Annotated in this window: 12 protein-coding genes; 8 read left to right on the top strand and 4 right to left on the bottom strand. The window is 67.3% G+C overall.

The features are described from left to right. The first annotated feature begins 61 nt into the window (after positions 1-61). The 5 genes from Ga0080574_RS14705 to Ga0080574_RS14685 all read left to right on the top strand — a co-directional run bounded on the left by Ga0080574_RS14705 (position 62) and on the right by Ga0080574_RS14685 (position 10,769). On the top strand, positions 62-499 hold the full coding sequence (locus Ga0080574_RS14705; protein ID WP_076700856.1) for a GFA family protein: 438 nt from the start codon (positions 62-64) through the stop codon (positions 497-499). An 83-nt stretch (positions 500-582) separates the two neighbouring features. Further along, on the top strand, positions 583-5,124 hold the full coding sequence (gene gltB / locus Ga0080574_RS14700; RefSeq protein WP_076700851.1) for a glutamate synthase large subunit: 4,542 nt from the start codon (positions 583-585) through the stop codon (positions 5,122-5,124). A gap of 322 nt (positions 5,125-5,446) precedes the next feature. Further along, positions 5,447-6,202, top strand: a complete 756-nt coding sequence (gene mtgA, locus Ga0080574_RS14695) for a monofunctional biosynthetic peptidoglycan transglycosylase (protein WP_076700846.1) — start codon at positions 5,447-5,449, stop codon at positions 6,200-6,202. A 107-nt stretch (positions 6,203-6,309) separates the two neighbouring features. Further along, positions 6,310-7,650 carry an efflux RND transporter periplasmic adaptor subunit gene (locus Ga0080574_RS14690; protein ID WP_156876375.1) on the top strand — a complete coding sequence of 447 codons (1,341 nt, stop codon included), beginning with the start codon at positions 6,310-6,312 and terminating at the stop codon, positions 7,648-7,650. Continuing rightward, the gene (locus Ga0080574_RS14685) at positions 7,647-10,769 is read left to right on the top strand and encodes an efflux RND transporter permease subunit (protein ID WP_076700836.1); all 3,123 of its coding nucleotides are present in this window, start codon (positions 7,647-7,649) and stop codon (positions 10,767-10,769) included. The genes Ga0080574_RS14690 and Ga0080574_RS14685 overlap by 4 nt, the downstream gene beginning before the upstream one ends. Positions 10,770-10,799: 30 nt before the next feature. On the opposite strand, the gene Ga0080574_RS14680 is transcribed toward Ga0080574_RS14685, so the two are convergent. Continuing rightward, positions 10,800-11,996 (bottom strand): acetyl-CoA C-acyltransferase, encoded by a 1,197-nt coding sequence (locus Ga0080574_RS14680; protein ID WP_076700832.1) that lies wholly within the window; start codon positions 11,994-11,996, stop codon positions 10,800-10,802. 100 nt (positions 11,997-12,096) lie between these two features. Between Ga0080574_RS14680 and Ga0080574_RS14675 the strand changes: the two genes are divergently transcribed. Both Ga0080574_RS14675 and Ga0080574_RS14670 read left to right on the top strand, forming a co-directional pair. Further along, entirely contained in the window at positions 12,097-12,666 is a 570-nt protein-coding gene (locus Ga0080574_RS14675; RefSeq protein WP_076700827.1) for a TetR/AcrR family transcriptional regulator, read from the top strand. A 143-nt stretch (positions 12,667-12,809) separates the two neighbouring features. Then, the gene (locus tag Ga0080574_RS14670; RefSeq protein ID WP_076700822.1) at positions 12,810-13,313 is read left to right on the top strand and encodes a cell wall hydrolase; all 504 of its coding nucleotides are present in this window, start codon (positions 12,810-12,812) and stop codon (positions 13,311-13,313) included. Positions 13,314-13,325: 12 nt separating this feature from the next. On the opposite strand, the gene Ga0080574_RS14665 is transcribed toward Ga0080574_RS14670, so the two are convergent. From Ga0080574_RS14665 to Ga0080574_RS14655, 3 genes are read right to left on the bottom strand one after another with little or no spacing between them, the layout of a single operon-like run. Beyond that, complete coding sequence (locus Ga0080574_RS14665; RefSeq protein WP_076700817.1) at positions 13,326-14,366, bottom strand: ABC transporter substrate-binding protein; 1,041 nt, start codon at positions 14,364-14,366, stop codon at positions 13,326-13,328. Next, the gene (locus Ga0080574_RS14660) at positions 14,366-15,757 is read right to left on the bottom strand and encodes a sensor histidine kinase (protein ID WP_076700813.1); all 1,392 of its coding nucleotides are present in this window, start codon (positions 15,755-15,757) and stop codon (positions 14,366-14,368) included. Before Ga0080574_RS14660 ends, Ga0080574_RS14665 begins: the two co-directional genes overlap by 1 nt. Then, positions 15,750-16,421 (bottom strand): response regulator transcription factor, encoded by a 672-nt coding sequence (locus Ga0080574_RS14655; RefSeq protein WP_076700808.1) that lies wholly within the window; start codon positions 16,419-16,421, stop codon positions 15,750-15,752. Before Ga0080574_RS14655 ends, Ga0080574_RS14660 begins: the two co-directional genes overlap by 8 nt. A gap of 169 nt (positions 16,422-16,590) precedes the next feature. On the opposite strand from Ga0080574_RS14655, the gene Ga0080574_RS14650 reads away from it, so the two are divergent. Beyond that, positions 16,591-17,568, top strand: coding sequence for a Bug family tripartite tricarboxylate transporter substrate binding protein (locus tag Ga0080574_RS14650; RefSeq protein WP_076700804.1), 978 nt, complete (start codon positions 16,591-16,593; stop codon positions 17,566-17,568). The last annotated feature ends 70 nt before the right edge of the window (positions 17,569-17,638 follow it).

The raw sequence follows: 17,638 nt of genomic DNA, 5'->3' as shown, positions 1-17,638 counted from the left end.
TGAAGAAAGATGAAAGCGCAGGCGCGTGGCGAGCGCCGCGCCTTCCGGAAAGCGGGATGCCATGACGGAACGAACGGGCGGATGTTTGTGCGGCGCGGTGCGCTATACCGCGAAATCGCTGGGCAGCTTTGGCGTGTGCCATTGCGAGCAGTGCCAGCGCTGGGCCGGCTCGGCGCTTTTTGCGGTGACCGTGCCGCAGGGCGACATGGTGCTGAAGGGGGCCGAGCATATCCGCGCCTTCCGCTCCTCGGACTGGGCCAGCCGCGAGTTCTGCGGCACTTGCGGCTCGGTGCTCTGGTATCGGTATGACAAGGGCGTGGACGGCGCCGGCGATTACGAGGTGACCATTGGCACGCTCGACAACGCCGACGGGCTGGAGATGCAGCGCGAGATCTTTGTCGACCAGAAACCCGACTGCTGGGCGCTGAGCGGCAATCACGAGCGCATGACCCGTGCCGAGACGGTCACGATATACGGGGTGCAGGCGGACGGCGCCTGACCCAGCGAGAGATTTTCCCGGCGCCTGGCGCCGGACCCGGACAACCGGCCGCGCGATGCGGCCCTGCATGGAGGTGCAATGCCATGACCACTTACGATCAAGCCTGGGCCGCCGCCGAAGAGGCCAAACGCACATGGATGGAAGAGAACGGCATGTTCCGCGAGGAGCATGAGCATTCCTCCTGCGGCGTCGGCCTTGTGGTCTCCATCGACGGCAAGCCGTCGCGCAAGGTGGTCGAGGCGGGGATCACCGCGCTCAAGGCGATCTGGCACCGCGGCGCGGTGGATGCCGACGGCAAGACCGGCGACGGCGCGGGCATCCATGTGCAGATCCCCGTGGCCTTCTTCTACGACCAGATCGACCGCACCGGCCACGCGCCGCGCAAGGACGAGCTGATGGCCGTGGGCCAGGTCTTTCTGCCGCGCACCAATTTCGGCGCGCAGGAGACCTGCCGGACCATCGTCGAGACAGAAGTGCTGCGCATGGGGCACTATATCTATGGCTGGCGCCACGTTCCGGTAAGCGTCGAATGCCTCGGCGAAAAGGCCAACGCGACGCGCCCCGAGATCGAGCAGATCCTGATCTCGAACGCCAAGGGTGTGGACGAAGAGACCTTTGAGCGCGAGCTTTACGTCATCCGCCGCCGCATCGAGAAAGCGGCGCAGGCCGCCGGCATCAACGAGCTCTATATCGCGTCGCTGAGCTGCCGCTCGATCATCTACAAGGGAATGATGCTGGCCGAGCAGGTCAGCGAATTCTATCCCGATCTTCAGGACGAGCGGTTCGAGAGCGCCTTTGCGATCTATCACCAGCGCTATTCCACCAACACCTTCCCGCAATGGTGGCTGGCGCAGCCCTTCCGCATGCTGGCGCATAACGGCGAGATCAACACGATCAAGGGCAACACCAACTGGATGAAGAGCCACGAGATCCGCATGGCCTCCTCCACCTTCGGCGACATGGCCGAGGACATCAAACCGATCATCGCCAATGGCGCGTCGGATTCCGCCGCGCTGGATGCGGTGTTCGAGGTGCTGGTGCGCGCCGGGCGCAACGCGCCGATGGCCAAGACCATGCTGATCCCCGAGAGCTGGTCGAAGCAGGCGGTGGAGCTGCCGCAGGCCTGGCGCGACATGTATTCCTATGTGAACTCGGTGATGGAGCCCTGGGATGGCCCTGCCGCCCTGGCGATGACCGATGGCCGCTGGGTCTGCGGCGGGCTCGACCGCAACGGTCTGCGCCCGATGCGCTATGTGGTGACCGGCGACGGGCTGCTGATCGCCGGCTCCGAGGCGGGCATGGTGCCGGTCGACGAGGGCACGGTGCGCGAAAAAGGCGCGCTCGGCCCGGGCCAGCTCATCGCCGTGGATATGGAAGAGGGCAAACTCTACCACGACACCGAGATCAAGAACCGCCTCGCCGGCAGCCAGCCCTTCGGCGAATGGGTCGGCAAGATCACCGATCTCGACGCGGCGCTCTCGGGCATCACCGAAAAGCCGCTCTTTGACGGGGCCGATCTGCGCAAGCGCCAGATCGCGGCCGGCTACACGATGGAAGAGCTGGAGCAGATCCTGGCGCCGATGGCCGAGGACGGCAAGGAATCGCTGGCCTCGATGGGCGACGACACGCCCTCCGCGGTGCTGTCGAAAAAGTACCGCCCGCTGAGCCATTTCTTCCGGCAGAACTTCTCCCAGGTGACCAACCCGCCGATCGACAGCTTGCGCGAATTCCGCGTGATGTCGCTCAAGACGCGGTTCGGCAACCTCAAGAACGTGCTGGACGAGAGCAGCTCGCAGACCGAGATCCTGGTGCTGGAAAGCCCCTTCGTGGCCAATGCCCAGTTCGCCGAGCTGACGCAGCATTTCAACGCGCGGCTGGTGGAGATCGACTGTACCTTCCCCGCCGGACAGGGCGAGGGCGCGCTGCGCGAGGCGCTGAGCCGAATCCGCGCCGAGGCGGAGGACGCGGTGCGCTCGGGCGGCGGGCATATCGTGCTGACCGATCAGCACCAGTCCGACGACAAGGTGGCGATGCCGATGATCCTCGCCACCAGCGCCGTGCATAGCTGGCTGACCAAGAAGGGGCTGCGGACGTTCTGCTCGCTGGGCATCCGCTCGGCGGAATGCATCGACCCGCATTACTTCGCGGTGCTGGTGGGCTGCGGCGCAACCATCGTGAACCCCTATCTCGCCGAGGACAGCATCGCCGACCGCATTGAGCGCGGCCTGCTCGACGGCACGCTGACCGAGAACATGGCGCGTTACCGCGAGGCCATCGACCAGGGTCTGCTGAAGATCATGGCCAAGATGGGCATCTCGGTGATCTCCTCCTATCGCGGCGGTCTCAACTTCGAGGCCGTGGGCCTGTCGCGCGCCATGTGCGCCGAGTATTTCCCCGGCATGCTGAGCCGGATCTCGGGCATCGGCGTGCACGGCATCCAGCAGAAGGCGGAAGAGATCCACAAGCTGGGCTTTGCCGGCGGGCGCGACGTGCTGCCCATCGGTGGCTTCTACAAGTCGCGCAAATCCGGCGAGACCCATGCCTGGGGCGCGCAGACCATGCACCTCATGCAGGCGGCCTGCAACAAGGCCTCCTATGAGCTGTGGAAGACCTATTCCAAGGCGATGCGGGCCAACCCGCCGATCCATCTGCGCGACCTGCTCGACATCAAGCCGGTGGGCAAGGCGATCCCGATCGAGGAGGTGGAGAGCATCACCTCGATCCGCAAACGCTTTGTCACGCCGGGCATGTCGCTTGGGGCACTGAGCCCCGAGGCGCACAAGACGCTGAACGTCGCGATGAACCGCATCGGCGCCAAGTCCGACAGCGGCGAGGGCGGCGAGGATCCGGCGCATTTCGTGCCCGAGCCCAATGGCGACAACCCGTCGGCCAAGATCAAGCAGGTGGCCTCGGGGCGTTTCGGTGTGACCGCCGAATACCTCAACCACTGCGAAGAGCTTGAGATCAAGGTCGCCCAGGGCGCCAAGCCCGGCGAGGGCGGCCAGCTGCCCGGCATGAAGGTGACCGATCTGATCGCGCGGCTGCGGCATTCGACCAAGGGCGTGACGCTGATCTCGCCGCCGCCGCACCACGATATCTACTCGATCGAGGATCTGGCGCAGCTGATCTACGACCTCAAGCAGATCAACCCGCGCTGCAAGGTGACGGTGAAGCTGGTGGCCTCCTCGGGCGTCGGCACCATCGCGGCGGGCGTGGCCAAGGCCAAGGCCGACGTCATCCTGATCTCGGGCCACAATGGCGGCACCGGGGCGTCTCCGGCGACCTCGATCAAATATGCCGGCTTGCCCTGGGAGATGGGCCTGACCGAGGCGCATCAGGTGCTGGCGATGAACAAGCTGCGCGACCGGGTGACGCTGCGCACCGATGGCGGTCTGCGTACGGGCCGCGACATCGTCATGGCGGCGATGCTGGGCGCCGAGGAATACGGCATCGGCACCGCCGCGCTGATCGCGATGGGCTGCATCATGGTGCGTCAGTGCCAGTCGAACACCTGCCCGGTGGGCGTCTGCACCCAGGATCCGGAGCTGCGCGACAAGTTCACCGGCAGCGCGGACAAGGTGGTGAACCTGATCACCTTCTACGCCACCGAGGTGCGCGAGATCCTCGCCTCCATCGGCGCGCGCAGCCTGAACGACGTGATCGGGCGGGCCGACCTGCTGCGTCAGGTCAGCCGCGGGGCCGAGCATCTCGACGATCTCGACCTCAACCCGCTGCTGATCCGTGTCGATGGCGCCGACGACATCGTCTACGACCGCAACAAGGGCCGCAACGTCGTGCCCGACACGCTCGATGCCGAGATCGTCCGCGACGGCCACCGCTTCCTTGAGGATGGCGAGAAGATGCAGCTTTCCTACGCGGTGCAGAACACGCACCGCACGGTGGGCACGCGAACCTCGTCGCATATCGTCAGCAAGTTCGGCATGCGCAACGCACTGCAACCCGACCACCTGCATGTGAAGCTGACCGGCTCCGCCGGGCAGTCGCTGGGGGCCTTCGCGGCGCCGGGCCTCAAGATCGAGGTCTCGGGCGATGCCAACGACTATGTCGGCAAGGGTCTCTCCGGCGGCACCGTGGTGGTGCGTCCGCCGATGATGTCGCCGCTCAAGGCCGAGGTGAACACGATCATCGGCAACACCGTGCTTTACGGCGCAACCGACGGTTACCTGTTTGCCGCCGGCCGCGCGGGCGAGCGTTTCGCGGTGCGCAACTCCGGCGCCAAGGTGGTGGTCGAGGGCTGCGGCTCCAACGGTTGCGAATACATGACCGGCGGCGTGGCGGTGATCCTCGGGCCTATCGGTGCCAACTTCGGCGCCGGCATGACCGGCGGCATGGCCTATCTCTACGATCCCAAGGGCGAAGCGGCGGACATGATGAACATGGAAAGCCTCGTCACCTGCCCGGTGAACAGCGAGCACTGGGAAGCGGAGCTGAAAGGCCTGATCGAGCGCCACTTGGTCGAGACCAAGAGCCGCAAGGCCGAGGACATCCTCCAGCACTGGGATCTGGAGAAGGTCAACTTCCTCCAGGTCTGCCCCAAGGAGATGCTGAACAAGATCCCCCACCCGCTGGGCATCGAGGACAGCCTCGCCGTGCCGGCGGAATAAGCACCGGCTTTCATGAGATGTCGCAGACGCCCGGGGATTTCCCCGGGCGTCTTGCGTTTGGCCTCAACTGAACGGAAAAACCGCCCGACAGCGTGATTTTTCCGGATTGCGCCACATTGTTTACCCAACGACACCCAATTCAGTGGCCATAAAGGAATTGTTCGGAGTGTTAGTTTCAAATGTGACCCGTGGCGTATGATGACGAGTGTCAGATATCGTCCCCTGCCACTGGGGCGGCCAGGGCCCGGAGCGCATAGATGCCCCGGGCCTTGTGCGCGTTGCACGCTTCCCCCCACCCGCCAGCCCGTGTATTTCTGACCCCATGGCGCGAGCAGCGAAAAAACCGAAGAAGCAGGCAAAACCCGACAAGCTGCGTGAGGCTGTCGCAAAGCCGCGCCGGCGGGTCCGTCCGGGGCGCTGGCTGCTGCGGCAGGCTTTCCGGCTGGCCATGGTGGCGGTGGCGCTGCTGCTGCTGGCGGTACTGCTCTACAAGCTGATCAACCCGCCCACCACCTACACGATGTGGTCCGAGGGCCGGCGGCTCGGCGCCTCGGTCGATCAACGCTGGGTCGATGCCGAGCGCATCGCGCCGGTGATGCTGCGTTCGGTCGTGGCGGCGGAGGATGCCAATTTCTGCACCCATTGGGGCTTTGACATGCGGGCGATCCGCGCCGCCATTGCCGAGGGCGGCAATCGCGGCGCCTCCACCATCAGCCAGCAGGTCGTGAAGAACACCTATCTCTGGCAGGGCCGCAGCTGGCCGCGCAAGGCGCTGGAGGCGCTGATCACCCCGGTGGTGGAGGCGCTCTGGTCGAAACGACGCATCCTCGAGATCTATCTCAATATCGCCGAGTTCGACGAGGGCGTGTTCGGCGTCGAGGCCGCCTCGCGGCACTATTTCGGCATCGGCCCAGAGGCGCTGAGCGCGATCCAGGCGGCGCGGCTCGCCGCGATCCTGCCCGACCCCAAGGACCGCTCGGCCTCGCGCCCCTCGGGCTATGTCCAGCGCCGCGCCGCACAGATCCGGGACGGCGCCGCCACCATCGAGCGCGACGGGCGCGCCGACTGCTTCGAATAGCCCACGCCCGGGCGGCAACAAGACGATTGCCATTTTCCGGCGAAGGCTGTTCTCTGCACCCATTCAACACTCGAAATATGACCTGGAGACACGACACGATGGCGGGCTTGGATTCCCTGATTGGCCGCGCGCTGGCCTTTGGCATTCCTGCCGCTCTTGGCGTCGCGGCCTTCGTCTATGCGGAAACGCTGAAACAGCCCCCCGCCGAAGCCGCCGTCAAGCGCCCTTCCCTGCCCGTCCGGGTGCTGACCATGCAACCTGTGCCGGTGCTGCCACGGCTGTCGGGCTATGGAACCGTCAGCCCGGCGCGCGAATGGCACGCGGTGGCACGGGTCGCGGGCGATATCGTCGAGAGCGACGCCGGCCTCGCCGCGGGCGCGCTGGTCGCGGCGGATACGGTACTGTTCCGGATCGACGATTCGGATCTGCGCCTGTCGCTGGCGCAGATGGATGCGCAGATCGCCGCGGCCGATGTGAAGGACGACACGCTCGCCGCCAGCCTCGACATCGCGCGCGCCGATCTGGAGCTCGCCCGGGCAGAGCTGGCGCGGCAGGAGCGGCTGGCCGAACAGGGGGTCGCCGCGCGCGCCGGGCTCGATGCCGCCCGCCGGCAGGAGCTGTCCGCCCGCGCGCAGGTCACCGGGCTCGAAAACGAGCGCAGGCTGGCCACCGCCGAACGCGAGGTTGTGCTGTCGCAAAAGGCCACGGTGGCGCGGGCGCTCGATTTCACCGAGATCCGCGCGCCCTACGATCTGCGCATTACCGAAGTGACCGCCACGGAGGGGCAATATGTCGGCGCGGGCCAGACCCTGCTCGCCGCCGAGGGCGTCGCGGCGGCGGAAGTGCCGGCGCGGTTCCCGCTGGGTCATATCGGCCCGTTGCTGCGGCTGGCCGGCGGCGGCGCAGAGGTCGCGGATCTGAAAGCCCGCGTACGCCTCACCGCGCCCGGCCACGATGTCACCTGGAAGGCGCGGGTCGTGCGGGTCGGCGACGCCATCGACAGCGGCACACAAAGCGCCACGGTGGTGGTCCGTGTCGAGGATCCGCTCGGCCAGGCCGCCGCCGGGGAACGTCCGCCGCTGCGGCGCAACATGTTTGTCGAGGTGCTGCTGATCGGCCCGCAGACCGAACGGCTCGTGGCACCGGCGGATGCGGTCTGGGACGGCACGGCGCTGGTCGTGGGCGCCGACGACACGCTTCAGAAACGCCCCGTGAGCGTCGCCTTCACCATGGGCGATCTCGCGGTGATCGACAGCGGGCTGGAACCCGGCGACCGGCTGGTGATCACGTCGCCGACCGTCGCGGTGCCCGGCATGCAGGTGAAGCCGATTGAAGACAGCGCCCGCATGACCGCCCTTGCCGCCGAGGCGCTGGGGCAGAGCGCGCCCGCAGGCGGCGGCGCTGGAAGCGGTCAAGGCAGGAACAAATCCGGCGAGGCCGGCAAATGATCCGGCTCTTCGCGCTCCACCCCACGGCGGCGAATATCCTGATGATCGCGCTGCTGGCGCTCGGCCTCGCGGCGCTGCCCAAGCTGCAACGCGATACCTTTCCGCTGGTCGCGCCCTCTGAGGTGGAGATCCGTATTGCTTATCCCGGCGCCACCCCCGCCGAGGTCGAGCGCGGCATCTGCGTCATGGCAGAGACCCCGCTGCGCCGCGTCGAGAACCTCGACCGGCTGAGCTGTCTGGCGCGCGAAAACACCGCGATCTTCACCGCCGAGATCGTCGAAGGCGCCGACATGACGCGGTTTCACAACGATCTGAAGGCCGCCATCGACGGCGTGACCGGCTTTCCCGACAAGGCCGAGGATCCGGTGAGCACGGTGGTCGAGCGCGTGGCCTCGGTGGCCTCCGTCGCCGTCACCGGGCCGGACGATCCGCAGGTGCTCTTTGCCTATGCCTCCGCGCTTGCCGATCGGCTGCGCGCCGATCCCGAGATCTCGGATGTGGAGGTGAACGGGTTTTCCGATCGCGAGATCGCCGTCACCTTCGACGCGGTGGCGCTGCGCCGCCACGGGCTGAACATCGCGCAGATCGCCTCTGTCCTGTCGCAGCACAGCCTCGATCTGCCGGCGGGCACGCTGCAAGGGCCCGATGGCGACGCCGCGATCCGTTTTCTGGGAGAGAAACGCAGCCCCGCCGAGCTGGCCCGCATCCCCGTCGCGGGCAGCGCGGGTGGCGGCACGCTGCTGCTGGGCGATGTGGCGACGATCCGCGCGGGCTTTGCCGATCCGGCACAGGCGGCCTATTACGGTGCCCACCGCGCCGCCATCGTCGCGGTGAACAAGACCGCCACGCAGGATGCACTGCGCGTCAAGGCGGCGCTCGACCGGCAGATCGCGCAGGCACGCGCCGAGGCGCCGGGCAATATCGCGCTGGCGATCTCGCAGGATTCCACCAGCAATATCCGCGACCGCCTGCGCATCATCGCCGAGAACGGCACGCAGGGCCTGCTGCTGGTGCTGGCGGTGATGTGGCTGTTCTTCGGCTTCCGCCTGTCCTTCTGGGTGGCGATGGGACTGCCGGTCTCGTTCCTAGGCGCGATCTTTGCGATGCAGCTTCTGGGCTACACGATCAATATGATGACCATGGTGGCGCTGCTGATCGCGGTGGGGCTGCTGATGGACGACGCCATCGTGATTTCCGAAAACATCGTGCGCCGGCGCGAGGCCGGGGAAGCGCCCCACAATGCGGCTGTGAACGGCGTGCGGCAGGTCGGGCCGGGGGTCTTCGCCTCCTTCGTGACCACGGCGATGATCGTGGGGCCGCTGAGCTTCATGACCGGCAATATCGGCGCGGTGCTGAAATATATCCCCATCGTGCTGCTGCTGGTGCTCGCCGTCAGCCTGATCGAAGCCTTCCTCATCCTGCCCGCGCATATGCGCCATTCGCTGGGGCGGAGGACAGAGCCCGGTCGCATCAGCCGCGCGGTGAATGACGGCTTTGCCCGGTTCCGCGACGCGGTGATCGTGCCGCTTGCCGGGCTGGCCCTGCGCTTTCGCTATGCGACGCTGGGCCTCGCGGTGTTTCTCGTGCTGATCTCGCTCGCCCCCTATTCCGGCGGCTTCATCAAATACCAGAGCTTTCCCCAGCTCGAGAGCGACACGGTCGAGGCGCGGCTGCTGCTGGCCGAGGGCGCGCCGCTGTCGCTGACCGAAAAGCGCGTGGCCAAGGTGGTCTCGGCGCTGGACATCATGAATGCCGAACTGACGCCCGCGCAGCCCGGGGGCCAGTCGCTGGTTCAGAGCTATACCGTCACCTATGGCAGCAACCCCGACGCGCCGGGGACCGGCCCGCATATGGCCACGATCAGCGCCAAGCTGCTGCCCGCCGGCACGCGCAGCACCGATGTGACCGAGATTCTCGACCGCTGGAAGATGCTCAGCGGGCGGCTGCCCGACATGGCGGCGTTCCGCATCACCGACAAGGAGCGCGGCGCCGGGGGCAAACCCATCGACCTGCTGGTACAGGGTCCGGATCTGGAAGCGCTGGCCGTCACCGCGCGCGAGATGCGCCGGTTTTTCCGCGATTTCGACGGGGTGCGGGATGTGACCTTCGACCTGATGCCCGGCAAGCCGGAATATCTCGTCCGGCTCGATACCGCCGCCGCAAACGCGCTTGGGGTCGCGCCGCAGGCCCTCGCCGGCGAGCTGCGCGCCGCGTTCCGCGGCGACAGCGCGCTCAGCTTCGCCGACGGGCTGGGCGAGGTCGATGTGGTCGCGCGCTTTGACGCCGGCGACCGGATCGCGCTGTCGGATATCACCGATCTGCGGGTGCGCAGCAGCTCCGGCGCGCTGGTGCCGCTCTCGGCGGTGGCGACGGTGACGCAATCGCGCGGCTATGCCACGATCAACCGGGTCGACGGGCAGCGCAGCGTGCGCGTTCAGGGCACGATCAATCCCGCCGTGGCCAATGCCCGCGAGCTGATGCAGGCCCTGCGCGCCTCCTATCTGCCAAAGCTTGCCGAAACCCGGCCTGAGATCTCCGTCCGCATTCTCGGCGAGGCGGAGGATACCGCGACCACCGGCAGCTCGCTGGCGCGCAATATGGCGCTTGGTGCGGGCGGTGTGTTCCTGTTGCTGGCCTTCTACCTGCAAAGCTTTGTCCGCACACTGGCGGTGCTGGCGGCAATCCCGCTCAGCCTCGTGGGCGTGATGTGGGGACATATGGCGCTGGGGCTTCAGATCTCGCTGCCAAGCCTTGTGGGGCTCGCGACGCTTGCCGGGGTGGTGGTGAACGACTCGATCCTTCTGGTGAACTTCATCGACGACAGGACCGCGCGCGGCATGGATGTGCTGGAGGCCGGGCGCGAGGCGGTCCGCGACCGGTTCCGCGCGATCTTTCTAACCTCGCTGACCACGGTGGTGGGGCTCGGCCCACTGCTCTTCGAGCCGAGCACGCAGGCGCAGTTCCTGCGCCCCATCGTGGCGAGCCTCGCCTTCGGCCTCAGTGCCGCGACCTTTCTGGCGCTGTTCGTGACACCCGCGGTGATTGCGGTGCTTCAGGATTTCGGGCTGCGCCCGCGTCTTGCGGCGACGGAAGGCGAGGTGGAGGGCGCGCCTGCGTGACCGATGGGGTGGGTGGGTTGCAAACCCACCCTACGGCGTAACCTCCAGGGCGATGGCCGTTGCTTCGCCGCCGCCGATGCAGAGGCAGGCCACCCCGCGCCGCAGGCTGCGGGCGCGCAATGCGTGGATCAGCGTCACGATGATCCGCGCGCCCGTCGCTCCGATCGGATGGCCGAGGGCGCAGGCGCCGCCATTGACGTTGAGCTTTTCGCGCGGAATGCCGATCTCCCGTGCCGCCGCCATGGCCACCACCGCAAAGGCCTCGTTAATCTCGAAAAGATCCACCTCCTCGGCTGTCCACCCGACCTGCGCCAAAAGCTTTTGGATCGCCGGGATCGGCGCCGTGGTGAACCAGGCGGGCTCCTGCGAATGGGTGCTGTGGCCGAGGATCCGTCCCAACACCGGCAGCCCGCGCGCCTCCGCCTCCCGGGCCGAGGCCAGAACCAGCGCCGCCGCACCATCGGCATTGGCCGAAGAGCTGGCGGCGGTGATCGTGCCCAGATCGCCAAAGGCCGCGCGCAGCCCCGGGATCTTCGCCGGGTCGATGCGCCCGGGCCGTTCGTCCTGCGCCACCGTCACCGTTCCCTTGCGGCCACGCACCTCCACCGGAGCGCATTCCGCCGCGAAGGCACCGCCGGAGACGGCGGCGCGGGCGCGCTCCAGCGTCTCGATGGCATAGGCGTCCTGATCGCCGCGGGTAAAGCCGTAACATTCCGCCGTGGCCTCGCCGAAGGTGCCCATCGGGCGGCCGCGCTCATAGGCATCCTCCAGCCCGTCCGTCATCATATGGTCGAGCAGCTCGGTGCCGCCCGCTTTACGCCCGCCGCGCATCTCGGGGATCAGGAAGGGCGCGCCCGACATCGCCTCCATACCGCCGGTCACCACGATGCCGGCGCTGCCCGCGTGGATGAGATCATGGCCCAGCATCGTCGCCTTCATCCCCGAGCCGCAGACCTTGTTGATCGTGGTCGCGCCGGTGGCGTCCGGCAACCCCGCCGCCCGCGCCGCCTGCCGCGCCGGCGCTTGCCCGAGCCCGGCAGGCAGCACGCAACCCATCAGGATTTCCGACAGATCCGCCCCGTCGAGCGCTGCATCGCCAAGCGCCGCGCGGATCGCCACGGCACCAAGCTCGGTCGCCGGCACCTGTGCAAAGGCGCCCATGAAAGCGCCCAGCGGAGTGCGCCTGGCGGCGACGATGGCCACCGGATCGTTGGGTCTGTCTGACATGCTGAATCTCCCTGAACTTCATTTAAATTATGATCATAATCCAACTTGTCAACAATAAGATTACGGTTATAATTCAAGCCGGATATCAGAGGAGGCCCCAATGCGGATGAGCCGGCAGGACGCGGCGCAGAACCGGACACGGGTGGTGCGCACCGCCGGCGAGATGTTCCGCGAGCATGGCTATGACGGGGTCGGCATCGCCGCGCTGATGCAGGCGGCGGGGCTGACCAATGGCGCGTTCTACAAACAGTTCGCCAGCAAGGAAGCGCTGCTGGCCGAGGCCACAGAGGACGCGCTCGCCCGCAACGCCGAGGCCTGGGAGACCGTGTTGCAGGAGGCCGAGGGCGATCCGCTCGCGGCTGTGGCGCGCTGGTACCTGTCCAAGCCGCATCTGAGCCATCGCGGGCTTGGCTGCACCTACGCCACGCTCGGCGCCGAGGCACCGCGCCACGAGGTGCCGGTGCGCGAGGCCTTCGACGCCGGGCTGCGCAAGACACTGAGCCAGATCGCCGAAGCGGCGGCAGAGACCGGCACACCCGCGAGCGAGGCTGCGGCGATCCGGCTGCTCAGCCGGCTTGTCGGGGCGCTGGTGCTCGCCCGGGCGGTCTCGGACCCGGCGCTGGCGCAAGATATCCTGACCACCAATGCCAATGCAGAGGACACACCCTGACCGGTCTCGCCAATAGTTTTTCCCCGCCCCGCCGTGGCGGGAAGATCTTGCCGCAGCCTAGTGCTAGACTAAACGCAGCGCCAAGGCCGGCAGGGTTTCCCACAAGTGCCAAGGCGCTGCCCCTCGCGGAAGGAGATTGCGACATGACCCTGATGAACCGCCCCGCCGCCCTCGCCCTGCCGCTGCTCGTGCTGCTGGCCGCCTGCGGCGCGCGCATGCGCCACCATCCCGACGAGCTCGAATGCATGGAGCGCGCGATGTATTTCGAATCGCACCGCTCCAGCCGCGACGGGCTGATCGCGGTGGGCAACGTCGTGATGAACCGCGTCGCGTCCGACGATTTTCCGGATACGGTCTGCGGCGTCGTCTCGCAAAAGAACCAGTTCGCCCCCGGCGTCATGACCCGCGAGATGACAGGCCCCTCGACCGCGCTGGTGCGGGAGGCGGCGCTCTCGGTCATGCATGGCGAGCGGCATCCGATGATCGCCGACGCGCAGTTCTTTCACAGCAGCGCCTATCGCGCATCCTATAACAACATGCATTACGTACTCTCGACCGGCGGCAATGCGTTTTATGAAAAACGCCGGCCCGAGGCCGTTACGCAACCGTTTCCGTTGCCGCCCGTCGAAGGGCTGACCGGGCGGTAGCGCTCCGCCCGCTTACGGCGTTTCGGCGCGCCGGAACGTGTCCGACCAGAACTGAAGCAACAATTCCCGGCGATTGGGGTCGCGGGCGACGAGCAGCGCCGGTGAGAGCGGGATATATCTGCGGGCACTGGCGGCGAGGCCGGTTTCCGCGGGCTCCATCCGCGAGACCAGCCCCGCCCGCATCAGCAGCGTCTGCGCCTCGGGCGTCAGCATGAAATCGAGCAGCCGCGCGGCGGCGGCTTTGCGCGAGGCTGTCTTGGGGATCATGTATCCGCGCGACAGGACCAGCGTGTAGTCCTCGGGCAGGATCACCCCCACATTCGCCGCATCGGCGTTCAGCACATACGAGCCAAGGACGTTATAGGCGATCAGATAACGCCCCTCCGCCACGCCCGCGATGATCTCGGCGGAGCAGCAGGTCGCCACCGCATCGACCCGGGCAAAGCCCTCAAGCAGGGCGCCGAAGGTCGTGGCCTCCAGACTGTCGCTATGGGCAAAAAGATAGCCCAGACCCGACGCGGCGATGTCATAGGTCGCGATCCTGTTGCGGAAGAATTCGGGCCGGGCGCGCAGCGCATCGAGCAGGGCGAAACGGCTGCGGGGCACCTCGTCGCCGGGCAGCAGGCTCTTGTTGTAGGCGATCACAGCGGGTTCGGTCGTCACGCCCCAAAGCTCGTCGCGCCAGCGCCGCGTCGGCGGCAGCGCCTGCGTGGTCGCCGAGCGGTAGGCATGCGCGCAGGCAGCATTGACCAGCCACACCATCTGCTGGACCGCCGAGGAGAGGATGGCATCGGCCCCGGAGGCGCCCGCCCGGCAATCGGCGCGGCTCAGCTCGAACAGCGCGTTCGAGCCCCATTGCTCGTAGGTGATCGCCAGTTCGGGATTGAGCGCGGCGAACCGCCCGATCACCGGGCGGATGATCTCGATATCGGTGGTCGAGCGCAGCAGAAAGGGGATGTCGCCCGTGCCGAACCGCGCGGTCGCTTCCTGTGCGGCGGCGGGCAGCGGCGACAGCATTAGCAGGCAGACCAGCAGCCGGGCAAACGGGCGCATCACGGCGTCTCCTCCTCGGCGGGCAGGACGAGACTGGCGCAAAAGCCGTGCTCGTCCCGCGTCATCTCGACCCGCCCGTCAAAGGCCGTGGCGACGGCTGTGACGATCGACAGGCCGATCCCGGTGCTTTGCTCGCGCGAGGCGGTGCTGCGGTTGAAGCGCTCGCCCAGAAGCGCAATCACACTATCATCCGGCCCCGGCCCGCTGTCGCAGACCCAAAGCACCGCCTCGGCGCCGCGTCGCGTCGCACCGATGGAGACCGGCGGACGGCCATGCCGGAGCGCATTTCCCAGAAGGTTGCGACCGGCCTCGCCCAGTGAAAAGGCATCGGCCCGCACCATCACCGGATCCTCGCCGATCTCCAGCCGCAGCTCGGCCTCCGGGCTCAGAACCGCGTGGTCATCGCGCTCCATGATCTCGAGCGCGATCTCACGCAGATCGACCGGCGCGCGGGGCACGCTGTCGGTTCGATGCACCACCAGAGCCCGGCTGAGCAGCTGATCGAGCAGGGTTCCGAGCGAGCGTGTGCGCGTCAGCAGCCGGTCCAGCGCGCGGCGGCGGGTGGCGGCATCGGTCTCGGACGCAGCCGTGTCCGCATGCACCCGGATCGCCGCAACCGGCGTGCGCAGCTGGTGGGCAGTGTCCGAAATCAGGGTGCGCATGGCCTCGACCTGACCTTCGAGCCGGCCCATGAATCGATTCATCGCCCCCAGCATCACCTGCAACTCGCGCGGAAGACGGTCGGCGGGCATCGGCGTCAGATCGTAGGGATCGCGGCCGGAGAGATCTTCGACCAGCGCCTCCAGCGGGCGCAGCGCCGAGCGGATCACCAGAGACGCGATCACCATGAGAAAGACCCCGGCGACCGCCATGGGCAGCAGAGCATCCAGCATCAGCTCCCGCGTCATCGCCCGGCGCGCGCGCAGCGTCTGGCCGACGACGATATCGACGGGGCCGGAAAAGTCGCGCTCGACAAAGCGCCGGGTGAGCTGAACGAAACGCGCCGGCTCCCCGTCCAGCGGCGCATCGAAGAAACGGATCGCGCCGCCGCCGCGCGCCGGCGGCGCGACCCGCTGCTCGGGGTCGAGACCGGTAACGAAGCGCCCGTCGGGACCGAGCACCGAATAATAGATCCGGTCGTCCGGCGCCTGCGCCAGAAGCTCGAAGGCCGAGACCGGAAGATCCACCAGCGGCCTGCCTTCCTGTATCCGGATCGACTCCGCGATGTCGCTCGCCGCGCCGAGCAACAGCCGGTCATAGGATTGCCGTGCCGCCTGACGACCGTTCCACCAGATCGAGCCGGCGACCAGAACACCGCCCAGAACCAGGATCGCCAACACTGTGGCCAGCACGCGCGAGACGAGGCTGCGCCCGGCGCCCGCGTCACTCATCCTGCCCGATCCGGTAGCCCACGCCGCGCTGGGTGGCGATGCTCACATCGGTGCCGGCGAATTTCTTGCGCAGCCGCGCGATATAAAGCTCGATCGCGTTCACGCCGACATCGGCGTCCTCAAAACCGTAGAGCGAATCGTAAAGCCGCGTCTTCGACAGGTATTGCCCCCGGTGGCGGATCAGCATGTCCAGGAGCGCCGCCTCGCGCCGGGTGAGATCGAGCTGCCGCCCGTTCAGGCTGGCGCTGCGATCCTTGGGCGCATAGGTCAGCGCGCCCAGCGTGATCCGTTCCTGTTTGCGGTCGGTCTCGCGCCGCACCAGCGCGCGCAGCCGCGCCTCCAGCTCGCGCTGATCGAAGGGTTTGCCGAGATAATCGTCGGCGCCCTGGTCGAGCGCGACGACGCGGTCATCGACCGAGGACAGCGCCGTCAGCATGAGAACCGGCGTGCGGTCGCCGGTGCCACGCATCTCGCGAAGCAGCGACAGGCCGGAACCGTCGGGCAGGTTGATATCGAGAAGGACCGCGTCATAGCGCTGTACCGCGCGGCAATCGCGGGCGTCCTCGATGCTGGGGGCAAGATCGCAGACGACGCCCGAGCGGGCGAGATGGGCGATCACCCCCTCCGCCAGATCCTCGGCATCCTCGACCATCAAGATGCGCATCGCGGCCGTTCCCCTCCTGACACCCGCCAACCTGTCGCGGTGACAGCTTCGTGACAGGAACAACGGTTACACATCCGCAACCCGCAGGAAAGGGATCGCAAGGTCCGGCCCTGCGGGGATGTCTTCCGGCGCGTGGGAGTGCGCCGTGCAGAACCCTGAGGAGGAACACATGAAACTTACCGCAACCCGCGGCGCGATTGCCGCCGTCGCCCTGTCGCTGTCCGCCATTGCGGCCTCGGCGCAGGAGAACCCCGAATGCATCGCACCGGCCAACCCGGGCGGCGGCTGGGATTTCACCTGCCGCCAGGTCGGCAAGTCGCTTCAGGATCAGGGCCTGATCGACCAGACCATGCAGGTCGTGAACCTCGCCGGTGGCGGTGGCGGCGTGGCCTTTGCCGAAGTGGTCAACAAGCGCAGTGACGATGACGACCTGATCGTCGCCGCATCCTCGGCCACGGCCACCCGTCTCGCTCAGGGCGCCTATCCCGGCAACACCATGGATCAGGTGCGCTGGCTCGCCTCGGTCGGCGCCGACTACGGCGTGATCGCCGTCGCCGCCGACAGCGAGATCGAGACGCTGCCGGAGCTGCTCGACCAGATCAAGGCCGACCCGACCTCGGTTTCGATTGCCGGCGGTTCGGCCGTGGGCGGCTGGGATCACCTCAAGGTGCTGATCGCGGCGGACGCCTATGGCGTCGAGGACGTGCGCAAGGTGAAATACATCGCCTTCGACGGCGGCGGCGAGGCGGTGACACAGCTTCTGGCGGGCTCCGTCCAGGGCTTCACCGGCGACATTTCCGAAGCCAAGGGCTTTGTCGACTCCGGCGATATCCGGGTCATCGCGATCCTCGCCCCCGAGCGCCTGGGCGGCGAATTCGCCGAGTTCCCCACCGCCCGCGAACAGGGCATCGACGCCATCGGCGCCAACTGGCGCGGCTTCTATGCCCCGGGCGGCATGTCGGACGAGGCCTATGACGCCTGGGTCTCCAAGATCGGAGAGCTCTACGCATCGGATGCCTGGAAAGAGGTGATGGCTGCCAACGGTCTGGCCCCGCTCGACCTTCAGGGTGACGCGTTCCAGGGCTTTGTCGAGGATTCCGTCGCCCGCATTCAGTCGATCTCCAAAGAAATCGGCATCATCAAGTAATCCGCACTCACGGAACACTTGCCGGGTGCCGCGCAGCCGTGCGGCACCCGGTCTTTCCCGACCCCCTGAC

Source organism: Salipiger abyssi (assembly GCF_001975705.1).
GTDB lineage: Bacteria > Pseudomonadota > Alphaproteobacteria > Rhodobacterales > Rhodobacteraceae > Salipiger > Salipiger abyssi.
The sequence above is the reverse complement of the archived record's forward strand: the minus strand, read 5'-3'. Positions and strand labels throughout refer to the sequence as shown.